The organism is Desulfuromonas sp. CSMB_57 (assembly GCF_020194955.2).
Taxonomy (GTDB): Bacteria; Desulfobacterota; Desulfuromonadia; order Desulfuromonadales; family Syntrophotaleaceae; genus JAFCIY02.
The window spans coordinates 84,242-96,068 of the sequence record NZ_JAFCIY020000028.1 but is presented as its reverse complement, the minus strand read 5'-3'; the positions used below and the strand labels follow the sequence as shown (position 1 = coordinate 96,068).

Annotated in this window: 12 protein-coding genes; 7 read left to right on the top strand and 5 right to left on the bottom strand. The window is 59.7% G+C overall.

What is annotated here, in order from left to right:
• Positions 1–140: 140 nt before the first annotated feature.
• Positions 141–314, top strand: a complete 174-nt coding sequence (locus JQN68_RS09085; protein WP_249621126.1) for a hypothetical protein — start codon at positions 141–143, stop codon at positions 312–314.
• A gap of 149 nt (positions 315–463) precedes the next feature.
• Here the strand turns inward: JQN68_RS09085 and JQN68_RS09080 are convergent, their stop codons facing one another.
• The gene (locus tag JQN68_RS09080; protein WP_225072096.1) at positions 464–1,480 is read right to left on the bottom strand and encodes a TPM domain-containing protein; all 1,017 of its coding nucleotides are present in this window, start codon (positions 1,478–1,480) and stop codon (positions 464–466) included.
• A gap of 232 nt (positions 1,481–1,712) precedes the next feature.
• Between JQN68_RS09080 and JQN68_RS09075 the strand changes: the two genes are divergently transcribed.
• Entirely contained in the window at positions 1,713–1,889 is a 177-nt protein-coding gene (locus tag JQN68_RS09075; protein WP_225072095.1) for a hypothetical protein, read from the top strand.
• 24 nt (positions 1,890–1,913) lie between these two features.
• Here JQN68_RS09075 and JQN68_RS09070 read toward each other — a convergent pair whose 3' ends face one another.
• The 4 genes from JQN68_RS09070 to JQN68_RS09055 all read right to left on the bottom strand — a co-directional run bounded on the left by JQN68_RS09070 (position 1,914) and on the right by JQN68_RS09055 (position 4,725).
• Positions 1,914–2,744, bottom strand: a complete 831-nt coding sequence (locus tag JQN68_RS09070; protein ID WP_225072094.1) for a M48 family metallopeptidase — start codon at positions 2,742–2,744, stop codon at positions 1,914–1,916.
• Positions 2,741–3,217, bottom strand: coding sequence for a YbjQ family protein (locus JQN68_RS09065; protein WP_225072093.1), 477 nt, complete (start codon positions 3,215–3,217; stop codon positions 2,741–2,743). Before JQN68_RS09065 ends, JQN68_RS09070 begins: the two co-directional genes overlap by 4 nt.
• 12 nt (positions 3,218–3,229) lie before the next feature.
• Positions 3,230–3,544, bottom strand: coding sequence for a YbjQ family protein (locus tag JQN68_RS09060; protein WP_225072092.1), 315 nt, complete (start codon positions 3,542–3,544; stop codon positions 3,230–3,232).
• 140 nt (positions 3,545–3,684) lie between these two features.
• Positions 3,685–4,725, bottom strand: coding sequence for a patatin-like phospholipase family protein (locus tag JQN68_RS09055; protein ID WP_225072091.1), 1,041 nt, complete (start codon positions 4,723–4,725; stop codon positions 3,685–3,687).
• 245 nt (positions 4,726–4,970) lie between these two features.
• Here JQN68_RS09055 and JQN68_RS09050 point away from each other — a divergent pair, with 245 nt between their 5' ends.
• From JQN68_RS09050 to speA, 5 genes are all read left to right on the top strand, one after another.
• Positions 4,971–5,972 (top strand): amidohydrolase family protein, encoded by a 1,002-nt coding sequence (locus JQN68_RS09050; RefSeq protein WP_225072090.1) that lies wholly within the window; start codon positions 4,971–4,973, stop codon positions 5,970–5,972.
• 268 nt (positions 5,973–6,240) lie between these two features.
• The gene (locus JQN68_RS09045; protein WP_225072089.1) at positions 6,241–6,795 is read left to right on the top strand and encodes a helix-turn-helix domain-containing protein; all 555 of its coding nucleotides are present in this window, start codon (positions 6,241–6,243) and stop codon (positions 6,793–6,795) included.
• Between the two features lie 57 nt (positions 6,796–6,852).
• Entirely contained in the window at positions 6,853–8,052 is a 1,200-nt protein-coding gene (locus tag JQN68_RS09040; RefSeq protein ID WP_225072088.1) for a saccharopine dehydrogenase family protein, read from the top strand.
• A gap of 253 nt (positions 8,053–8,305) precedes the next feature.
• A complete protein-coding gene (gene nspC, locus JQN68_RS09035) occupies positions 8,306–9,460 on the top strand; it encodes a carboxynorspermidine decarboxylase (protein ID WP_225072087.1) in 1,155 nt (384 codons plus the stop codon).
• A gap of 69 nt (positions 9,461–9,529) precedes the next feature.
• On the top strand, positions 9,530–11,443 hold the full coding sequence (gene speA, locus JQN68_RS09030; protein WP_225072086.1) for an arginine decarboxylase: 1,914 nt from the start codon (positions 9,530–9,532) through the stop codon (positions 11,441–11,443).
• Positions 11,444–11,827 lie beyond the last annotated feature (384 nt).

Below are 11,827 nucleotides of genomic sequence, written 5' to 3'. Positions count from 1 at the left end.
CCGCCCTGTTCGAGTTGGGCCTGTTCGCGTGGTTCAAGGACAACGCCGAGCGGATTCGGCGGGGGGAACTGTAGTCATGGCATCTACCTGTCGGCAGAGTATGGCGTAGAAGACAGAGGGACAAGAGGGGGTATGAAGGCATGACCAACGACATCAATGCCGATAACGCCTTCACCCCTTTCGGACCGGTGCAGGAAGACACGGGCTACGGCATCGTCGAGGTCTTCACCTACGACAAAAAGCCCCGCAAACTTGGGGAGTTGGAGAAGCTACAGGTTCTGTGCCGCATTCCCCTGAAAAACTACAGCTACTGACAAGGAGTTCTCCATGCGCCAGCTTGAATCCATCGATCCGGAAAACATCGAAACGGACCTGTGAGTGTTATAAAAAATAAGGGCGGGGCGCTGCCGCTCCTCCTTTCGACGCGGAACCGGGTACGAGCCTGCAGCGAATTCAACCGCCCCTATGGCGCCGGATGGGGAAAGCCTTGCCCGTCAAAGCGCCAGTCCTCGAAGGCGAATCTGAAAGGATGTTCAAGGGTGCGAAAATGCCACTGATTGCGATGGTTGAAGGCGATCAGCGCATTCATGGCCGCAAAATCCAGCATCCAGCCCTCGTCCCCTTTGCGCAGAAAGTAGGGCGGCATGCTTCGCACCGATACGGGGAACCGCATCACGGCCAAACCGTCACGTTGCAGAACCTGACCTTGTCCCAGATGGGATTCGAGGTTACGGAGTTCGTTATGCTGCTGGGCATCGGTCACCAGCCATGTGCGGAAAAAATCGCGTGTTTCGAGGGTATAAAGGCCCAACTCCGGATCCTTGACCGCGCCGCGTAAAACCCGCAGATAGGCTTGCAGGGCCAATTCGGGAGAGGGCTGCGCCGCAAACGCAGACGGATTGTCGAGTTTCGGTTTTGCCGGGATGCCATCGCCGATCCCAATCTGACTGCGCGCTCCGCCCCCGCCGGAGAGATTTTGCAGATGGCCCGCATTGTCCCGGGGCAAAAAATCGTCCTCTTCCATGGTCCCCATGGCCTTGCCGACCAGAAGTTCCACCGTCGCCTCGATCCCTGCTCCGACACGTCCCGCCGCAAAAAACGGCGCCATCTGGTTCTGTTCCACATATCCGACCAAGGCATCGGTAAAGATCCCTTCCAGATCGTATCCGATCTCCATGCGCACTTCGCGGCCGTTCGGATCGACCAGCAGCAAAACCCCGCGCGCGCCCTTGGTGCGGGCACCGATCCGGCGTTTTTCAAACTGCTTCACGGCCTCCCGGTCCAGGTCGGCGGCACGGACCTCCAGCACCACAATCTGCAGTTCAATATCGAGTTCCTCCAGCAACCGCTTTTGCAAGCCGCGCAGCCTTGCCAACTCCCCGGCACGCATAAGCCCTGCACAATCATCGATGTTGCGGTCACCGCATGCCGCCAGCAGCAAACACAGACCTGCCAGCATGCAGAAGAAAAAACCCTTCATGGAATTATCCCTTGGCAAAATGCAACTGTTCAGCACAGGGGCTCGGGGCGCACTTTCCGAGGGTGTCTGGCGACAGGATGGCAACCATCAAGCCCCAGGGATGGGTTCATACGGCCCTCGGGGAGGGCGGCGCGAGACCCTGCTCCACGATGCTGAATAGTTTACTGTAAAATAAAGTAATCCCCGGCCTGGTATAATTGCCGGACACGCCTTGGAGAAAGCAGGTCCTTCCATGAACGCTTATCGCATCGATGGCAAGGGTTCGGCTGAGGTGGCGATTCATAAGGCTGAGGATCCCGTCACGCCGGTGCTCCACCGGCCCTATTACTGGAGCTGGTATCGAACGGTTTTTGACGAGCAGCGGGTTTCTGCCGGCTCAAAAACCGACAGCCCGACCACCGCGCATTGATTTCGGCCTGCCACCGGTTTTTCCTCAGGGGCATTCCCGGGACTGGTGGACGAGGGTTTCCGGCAGCGGAACCGTCGGGCCGACGGCATAACCCTGGCGGGCGATCATTTTCCGCAGGCCGGCGATTCGGTCCTGCGGGTGAGGATGGGACGCCAGCAGGTAGGCGAGCTTGCCCTCGTCCTGGTCGGCGAGACGGAGGAAGAAATCCGTCGCGCCGCCGGCATGGCCGTAGGTTTGCACCAGCAGATCGAGGCCGTAAGCATCGGCCGACTTTTCCTGCTGCTGGGAATAACGCATCTCCATGCCGATCAGCAGGTTGGAGGCCATGCCGGCGACCTGGCTGTGCTGGCCGAACAGCATGGCCAGAGCGAGGGTCATGCCCAGCCCCCGGCCCATGCCGCGAAGGTGATCACGATGGGCGTAATGGCCCAGTTCGTGACCGAGGATCATGGTCAGTTCATTCTCCGATTCGATCTGTTTCAGCAATCCGGAAAAAATTACAATCCGCCCGCCCGGCAGGGCCAGGGCATTGACGGTCTCCTGCTCCATGACACTGACGGTGAAATCGTAGCGATGCAGGGGCGATGCGGCCGGCAGCAGGCGCACGAGATTCCGCACCCGCTCCGTCAGTTGCGGGTCGGGTCGATTGGGAAACCGTGCCATCAACTGCTGCCCCGCCCAGACTTCGACCTGGACGGGGACCCGCGGCACGATGCGGTCGGCCACCCACCACAGACTGAGATAAAGAATGGCCACCACGGCGAGCAGTCCCCCGGCCAGCCAGGCCAGTTCGGCCAGGGGATGGCTCTTGGAAACATTGACGTTTTCCGTCAGTTCCCGGGCGATGTATTTCATGTCTTGTTCAAAGTCACAGCGGTGCCGTAGGCGAGCACCTCGACACTGCCGATGCGGCCGCGCCGATTGGCCGCGTTGCCGATGGCGGCGGTTTCCAGACGCAGGTTGACCACCATGTCGGCACCGCGCGTCAGGGCTTCTTCCTTCATGCGCAGGATGGCTTCGCGCCGGGCCCGGTCCACCAGGGATTCATAGGCTTTGACCCGGCCGCCGAAAATATTGCGCAGAATGGCGAGCAGGCGCTTGAAATAGTCGATGGAAATGACGGCGCTGCCGGATACCATGAACGAATTCTTGACCCGCCCCTCGGCGAAATAGGCTTCGGCGTTCATGACCTGAAACTGGCGTTGGGCCCGCTCCCGGGACAGAATGGAGGCGTAATGCCGACGCTCGGCGAAGGTTCCGGCCGCATACCCGACGGTGACCAGCACCGCGAACAGGCTGAGATCCAAATGATTGACGATGAATTCCATGCCCCGCCTCCGTTATTCCACCAGCACCGCGGTGCCGTAGGCGAACAATTCGGCGGCGCCCTGGGCGACGGAGGAGGTGGCGAAGCGGACATTGATCACGGCGTTGGCGCCGAGTTGGCGGGCCTGGGTCGTCATGCGCTGGGTGGCCTCCTCGCGAGCTTCCTGGAGCAGTTCCGTATAGCCCTTGAGTTCGCCGCCGACCAGGTTTTTGAAGCTGGCCATGATGTCCCGGCCGACATGTTTGGCGCGCACGGTGCTGCCCTGGACGATGCCGTAGTGTTCGAGGATTTTTCTTCCGGGGACGTGATTGACGTTGGTGACGATCATGCTGCGTTCTCCTTTGCGATATGAGGTTGAATGGTCGCCACCAACAGAGCGGGGCGAAGGGTGCCATGGTCCGGGTTTCCAAACGACGATGCCGGGTAAATATGCATGAAGTCGGCCAATCTCAGGTAAATTCCGTGCCCTTACCCCGCAGCCAGCCGGTTCACCGGTTCTTCAAGCGGATCCTCGAACCAGCGGAAATAGTTTTCCGCCCCTTTGATACCCTCCTCGATGAGGGCCGTCTTCTTGGCGTCGCTGAGTTCGAAGTCGGTGGTCTTCACGTCCAGGGTATTGATGTACAGGGTGCGCTGCCAGTCGTCGCTGTGCAGATGCATGTTTTCCTGCACCTGCATGACGGCGGTAATCAGGGCTCGGGCATACTGACTGAAATGGTCGATTTTCTTGCCCTGCAGAGGCTCGTCGTAGCGGAACAGGCCGATCTCTTCGACCGTATCGAGACGCATGCCGAGGGTCTGGCGGTTGTAAACGTAGGGACTGCGTTCGGGGCGGTCGAGAAGGAAACGGGCATTTTCGCGGTTGTAGTAATCGACGAAGCGCGCCGCCGCGGCTTCCTGTTCCATATCGATGTAGCGTTGCCGGTCGAAGAGTTTCACCGGATAGTTGAGCATCACCCCGCCGTCGACATACACGTCGTTGCGGGAGCCATGACGCATGGCGGCGAAGAACAGGGGAATCGACATGCTGATGCGCACTGCCGTCACCAGGGGCATATCCGCGTTGCGCTCCATGGAGAAAACCTCGGAAAAGCCCGTGGACAGGTTGGTGCCGACAACATACAGATCGGGGCGTTTGGCGTTTTTCAGATCGCGAAAGGTGGCCTGGGTCTTGCCCAGGCGCTCCTTGATCAGTTTGCCGAGCCAGGCGTTGAAAAAATCCCCCTTGTGCCAGCCGAACTCCTTGGCCAGGCGGCGGATATCGCGGATGAGGCCGAAGGAGTCATCCATGAACTGGCGAAAGTCGGTGGAGAACATGATATCGCGCTGGCTGCGGATATCGTAGCCCAAGGCGAACAGCAGGGCATTGATGGCGCCGGCGCTGGTTCCGCCGACCCGCTGAATGGGCTGCAGCAGACCACGCTGCGCCAGCACCTGCATGGCTCCGACATAGCCGAGTCCCTTGACCCCGCCGCCTTCAAAAACCATATTGCGAAATTGAGGTATCATGGCTCTTCTCCTTGGAAAGCATCGGACAGAACAAAAAAAGCCGCCGACCGGAGCAATTCCGGCCTGGCGGCCTTCCAACCTGAACGTGCAGACGGTTTGTCCACCATGGGCCCTTTCAACCTGCAAATAAAAACACCCTTCATAAATATCGACAAATATTGTAACTTGTCAAACAGTTTCCTGTCGGTGATAATTCTCGAGCCGGATGGGCTCACCGACCGCCACCCCGCCACGGAGTCCCGGCCATGACCTCGCCATTCATTCCCGCCGCCCCCGTTATCGACATCCACTGCCACGGGGCCGGCATCGGCGCCGGCGGCAGCGGTTGCCGCATCGCACCGCGCCTGCGCCAAAGCTGGAAGTTCCGCCGTTATCTGCAAGCCTTCGAAGTCACCGTCGAGGCATTGGAAACCGCCGGGGACATGCTGGTGCTCAGCCGCATGTCCCGGCGCCTGGCGGAATCCCGCTTCGTCGACAAGGCGGTGGTTTTCGCCCTCGACGGCGTCATTGACGGCTGCGGAAGCCTTGACGAACACCGCACGGAACTCTACATCCCCGACGAGTTCATCGCCCGGGCCTGCCGCCAGCATCCCAACCTGCTGTTCGGTGCCAGCATCCATCCCCGGCGCCCCGATGCCCTGGAGCGCCTCGACCGGGCGGTTGAAAGCGGCGCGGTGCTGGTGAAGTGGCTGCCTTCCATCCAGAATATCGATCCGGCCCAGCCCGACCTGGTGCCCTTCTATCGCCGTCTGGCGGAACTGAAACTGCCGCTGCTCAGCCACACCGGCGAGGAGGGATCCTTTACCCGGGCGGACGATCACCTGGCCGACCCGGAACGGTTGCGCCTGCCCCTGGAGCAGGGCGTCACCGTTATCGCCGCCCATTGCGCCAGCAACGGCCGCAATCAGGGACAACCCAACTTCGAGCGGTTCCTGAAGCTGATGCACCGCCATCCCAACCTGCACGGCGACATCTCGGCCCTGACCCAACTCAATCGCCTCGGCCACCTGCGGCGTGTTCTGCGCCATGAAGAATTCCACCAGCGGCTGCATTACGGCACCGACATGCCCCTGCCCCGTACCGGCCTGTGCTCGCCCTGGTTCCAATTGGGGCGCCTGCCCCTGGGCACCCTCCGGCGCCTGGCCGCCCTCGACAACCCCTGGGACCAGGATCTGCACCTGAAACTGGCCCTCGGCCTGCCGCCACAAGTGCTGGGCAATACTGCTGCCCTGTTGGGCGTTGTTTGAAGACAGGTTGAAACCTCACCTCATCCACATTCCAATCTGATGATCTGATGATTTTCTGCTCGGGCACCGCCGGTTACGGAAATCCGACTTCGCCGTCGGCTCTTCCTCTTCCAGCTGACGCCGCTATTCATTTAGTTTATAATACCTAAACTTTGCTATTGACAAATATTCAAAAGGCCCTAGAATCAGCCCCTGTTTTTCTGCCGCCAGGCCGGAAAAAACCTTTCCAGGCCGCGTCCGGCTGGTACTCTTGAATGCGGAGCCCCGTTTGAACATCGGAGAAAAACTCAAGCGCCTGCGGATGAGCAATTCCCTGACGCAGGAAGAGCTGGCCGGCCGGGCCGACCTGACCAAGGGGTATATCTCCCAACTGGAAAACGACACCGCCTGTCCGTCCATCGCCACCCTCAAGGACATCCTCGATGTCCTCGGGGTCAGCATGCAGGAGTTTTTCACCGAGCCGACGGATGCCGAGGTGGTGTTCGGCGCCAAGGCCCGCGTCCGGCCCACAGGCGAGGACGGGCCGGTACGGGTGGAGTTGCTGGTGCCCGGCGCCCAGAACCGCGAAATGGACCCGGCCCTGGTGACCCTGGAGCCCGGCGCGGAAATGGACGAACAGGATTTCCACGAAGGCGAGGAATTCGGCTACGTCGTGGCGGGCCGCATCCAGGTGCGTCTGGACGACAAAATCTATACGGTGAAAAAGGACGAATGCTTCTATTTCACCTCCGACCGCCGCCATGCGGTCAAAAACATCGGCAAAGGGCCGGCCAAAATCCTGTGGGTGGTGACTCCGCCCACCTTTGACTACAAGAGCCGTTAGGTTGAGACAGAAGGTTCACGTCGCAGCTTCGCAGGGGCAAAGAAGGAGAATATGACCATGAGCAAAGTGCTGATTATCGGTGCAGGTGGCGTCGGCCGGGTGGTGGTCCACAAATGCGCGCAGGCGAAGGATGTCTTTACCGCCATTACCCTGGCGTCCCGGACCCAGTCCAAGTGTGACGCCATCGCAGCGGAAATTCCCCATTTCCCCATCAAGACCGCCCGCGTCGACGCCGACAACGTGCCGGAGCTGGTGGCCTTGATCAAACAGGAACAGCCGCAACTGGTCATCAACGTGGCCCTGCCCTACCAGGATCTGACCATCATGGACGCCTGCCTGGAAACGGGCGTAGACTACCTGGACACCGCCAACTACGAGCCCGTCGAAACCGCCAAGTTCGAGTACAGTTGGCAATGGGCCTACCATGACCGCTTTGTCGAAAAGGGCATCATGGCCCTCCTCGGCAGCGGCTTCGACCCCGGGGTGACGAACGTCTACACCGCCTTGGCGGCGAAGAAGTACCTGGACGAGATTCACGAACTGGACATCATCGACGCCAATGCCGGCAGCCACGGCCAGCCGTTCGCCACCAATTTCAACCCGGAAATCAACATTCGCGAGGTGACGGCAACCTGCCGCCACTGGGAGAACGGTGACTGGGTGGAGACGCCGCCCCTGTCCACCAAGCGGGTGTTCGATTTCCCCGACGGCATCGGGCCCATGAACATTTACCGGCTCTACCACGAAGAGATGGAGTCCCTGGTCAAGCACATCCCAACCATCAAAAAGGCCCAGTTCTGGATGACCTTCTCCGACAACTACCTCAAGCATCTTGAGGTACTGCAAAATGTCGGCATGACCCGCATCGACGAGGTGGAATTCCAGGGTCAGAAGATCGTGCCCATCCAGTTCCTCAAGGCCCTGCTGCCGGACCCCGGCAGCCTCGGTCCGCTGACCAAGGGCAAGACCTGCATCGGCGTCATTGCCCGCGGCATCAAGGACGGCCGGCGCAAGCAGGTCTACATCTACAACATCTGCGACCACCAGGCATGCTACCAGGAGACCAACTCCCAGGCCATCAGCTACACCACCGGCGTGCCGGCGGCGGTCGGCGGCATCATGATGCTGACCGGCAAGTGGCGCGGCTCCGGGGTGTTCAACATGGAGCAGTTCGATCCCGAACTGTTCCTCGAGGTGCTCGGTCCCATGGGCCTGCCGACGGTGGTGGTCGACGGCGGCGACTGGCCGGAATTGTGAAGTGAGTCCGAAGGCTGAAGTCCGAAGGCTGTAAGTAAAGGCAAAATGTTCTCTGCGGCCCTCGGTTTGTTGAAAATGTAATCAAAAACCTTGTCGGCAGGTTGAGGCGGTATTTCTGCAGCCCTCAGCCTGCCGTAACCCAGGAGAAGGTCGAATCTGAAGCGGACGGCAAATAAATGACTCAGGGTTTTCCTTCAGCCCTCAGTCTTCAGCCTTCAGTCTTTTTTTCAGCCTTCAGCCTGCCCTTGAAACCATGACCGGTATCGATATCCCGAAAATTATGGAACTGGCGCCCTCGCCGGCCTATGTGGTCGATTTGGGGCGCCTGCGCCATAACCTGGCGATCCTGGACGCGGTGCAGCAGCGCAGCGGCGCGAAGATTCTGCTGGCGCTGAAAGCCTTTGCCATGTGGAGCGTCTTCCCCCTGATCCGCGAAACCCTGCACGGGGTCTGCGCCAGTTCACCCTGGGAGGCCCGCCTCGGCCGGCAGGAGTTCGGCCGCGAGGTACACAGTTTCGCCGCCGCCTTCAAGCCCGGCGACGTGGTGGAACTGCTCGGCCTGTCCAACCATCTGGTGTTCAATTCCTTCGCCCAGCTGGAACGTTTTCGTCCCCTGTGGCACAAGGAGCGGGGCCGGGTTTCCGTTGGGCTGCGGGTCAACCCCGAACACTCGGAAGGCCACACCCCGCTGTACGATCCCTGCGCGCCCGGTTCACGCCTCGGCATTCGGCGGGCGGAGTTCGAGGGCCGCAGCCTGGAGGGCGTCGAGGGCCTGCATTTTCATACCCTGTGCGAGCACCTGTTCGAGCCCCTGGCCCGCACCGCGAAGGTCTTCGAGGAAAAGTTCGGCGCCTTTTTGCCGGACATGAAGTGGCTCAACCTCGGCGGTGGGCACCATATCACCCGCGAGGGCTACGACATTGACGGGCTGGTGGAACTGATCCGCTATTTCCAGGGCAAGTACGGGGTGCAGGTCTACCTGGAACCGGGCGAAGCCATCGCCATCGGCACCGGCGTGCTGGTCAGCGAGGTGCTGGACGTGGTGCACAATCAGGGCGACATCGCCATCCTCGACGTGTCGGCCACCTGTCACATGCCGGACGTGCTGGAAATGCCCTATCGCCCCGGCATCCTGAACGGACACGATCCCGGCGACAAACCCCATGCCTATCGTTTGGCCGGGCCGTCGTGCCTGGCCGGCGACATCATCGGCGATTGGTCCTTCGAGCAACCCCTGGAGCCCGGCCAGCGGTTGGCCTTTCTCGACATGGCCCATTACACCATGGTTAAAACCACTACCTTCAACGGCATCCAGCATCCCCATCTGTGCACCTACGAGCCGGAGACCGGGACATTGCAGGTGGTGCGCAGTTTCGGCTACGAGGATTTCAAGGGCCGACTTTCGTAAGCACGTTGTTTGGCGGGCGCGCGCAACATGTCCGCAAATTGTCCATCAATAACCCAACTGGTGATGCCCATGGAACGCTGGTCCATCGACGACTCCGCCAAAATCTACAACCTGCCCAACTGGGGAGACGACTTCTTTTCCATCAACAAGAAGGGCCACATCTGTGTCCATCCTTCGCCCTGTTCCAAATACTCCATCGACCTGCGGGTGCTGGTAGACGATCTGATCAAACGCAAAATCAAACCGCCCATCCTGCTGCGCTTCATGGACGTGCTGCAGGGGCGCATCGCCGCCATCAACCGGGCCTTTAAAAACGCCATCGCCGAAAACGAATATCCGGCCACCTACCAGACTTTTTACCCCATCAAGGTCAACCAGCAGCGCCAGGTGGTGGAGGCCATCGCCGAGTTCGGCAAAAAACACAAAATGGGCCTGGAAGTCGGCTCCAAACCGGAACTGGTGGCAGCCATCTCCTTCGCCGCCGGCAAGACCCTGCCCATCATCTGCAACGGCTACAAGGACAACGATTTCATCGAAATGGTCCTCTACGCCACCCGCATCGGTTTCGACATCACCATCGTCGTCGAAAAGCTGTTCGAACTGGAAAAGATCCTGGCCCTGGCAGAGAAGACCGGCATCGTGCCGAAGCTGGGCATCCGCGTTAAGCTTTCTTCCAAGGGCACCGGCAAATGGTCGACATCGGGCGGTGACGACGCCAAGTTCGGCCTGAAGATTTCCGAACTGCTGGCCGCCGTGGAAATGCTCCGGGAACGGGAACTGCTCGGCACGGTCAAATTGCTGCATTTCCATATCGGCAGCCAGATCACCAAGATCGACAAGATCAAGAACGCCCTCATCGAGGGCACCCGGATCTACGCGGAAATGCGCAAGATGGGCGTGGACGAGTTGCAATTTCTCGATATCGGCGGCGGCCTCGGGGTTGATTACGACGGCTCCAAGTCGAGCTATTTCTCCAGCGTCAACTACAACATCGAAGAATACGCCAACGACGTCATCTACCAGGTGAAGAACGTCTGCGAACAGGCCGGCGTGGAGTGCCCCAACATCATCTCCGAATCGGGCCGGGCGACGGTCGCCCATTATTCGGTGCTGGTCACCAACATTCTGAATACCAATACCCAGAATGCCCTGCCCGATTTTGAGGAAACCCTGGCCACGGCCGAAGAATTGTCGCCCACGGTCAAGAAACTGGTCGACATCTACAAGAGCCTCGACCGCTACTCCCTGCGGGAGGACTACCACGACACCCTGCAGCTGTTCAAGGAAGCCGTCAGCCTGTTCAACCTCGGCTATCTGAACCTGCATGACCGGGCCCTGGCCGAATGGCTCTGCAGCAAGATTTTCATCAAGATCAACAGCATCATCGAACGGCTGAAGATCATTCCGGAGGAGTTGCAGAATTTCCAACTGAGCCTGCGGCAGACCTTCTTCGCCAATTTTTCCCTGTTCCAGTCGCTGCCGGACTCCTGGGCCATCGATCAGCTGTTTCCCATCGTGCCCATCCAGCGCCTGAACCAGAAGCCGGATGTGATGGCCTCCATTGCCGACATCACTTGCGACTCGGACGGCGAGATTACCAGCTTCGTCGGGGAAAACGGCCGGGCCAAGTTTCTGCCCATCCACCAGATCCGGGATGACGAAGACTACTATATCGGCTTCTTCCTCATCGGCGCCTACCAGGAAATTCTGGGGGACATGCACAACCTGTTCGGCGACACCAACGCCGTGCACGTGACGTTCAACAAGAAGACCAATTACAAGATCGACACCGTCATCAACGGCGATGCCGTCTGGGAGAGCCTCAAGTACGTGCAGTACAAGGGCCCGGAAATCCTCAAGCATGTTCGGGACACCCTCGAAAAGGGCGTGGCCTCCCGCAAGATCAACTTCGAAGAGACCAGCCATTTCCTGGAACTGCTGGACAAGGCCCTGGTTTCCTATACCTACCTGGGCAGCATCTAGTGTCCCGTGCGGTTAGTCCTGTCTTCAAATTCTGGGCCTTTTGGTCGCTGGCTGCGTTCCGCCTTCTCGGTTTAACTCTGGCTAGGCCTGCGTCGGCGCGCCTTGCCAGCAACCAAAATCTCTCAGAATTTCTTGACACGGCTAACCGCACTGGACACTAGCCCTCCTTTGCCAAACTGGTGATCTTCTGCCCGCGCGACCCCCCGAGTCCCGCGGGCAGAACTGTTTTGAGCGCAAACGCGGTTATTTTTTTCACGACCTCCTTTTCCTGATCTGCACATATTTTAGCCATCCTCCCCAAAAAGAGGGCAAGGCATTTCCCTCTATCCCCCGGGCAAAGCCCAATTTCGGCACTTTTCATCTTTGGCACGCCCAGTGCAATAG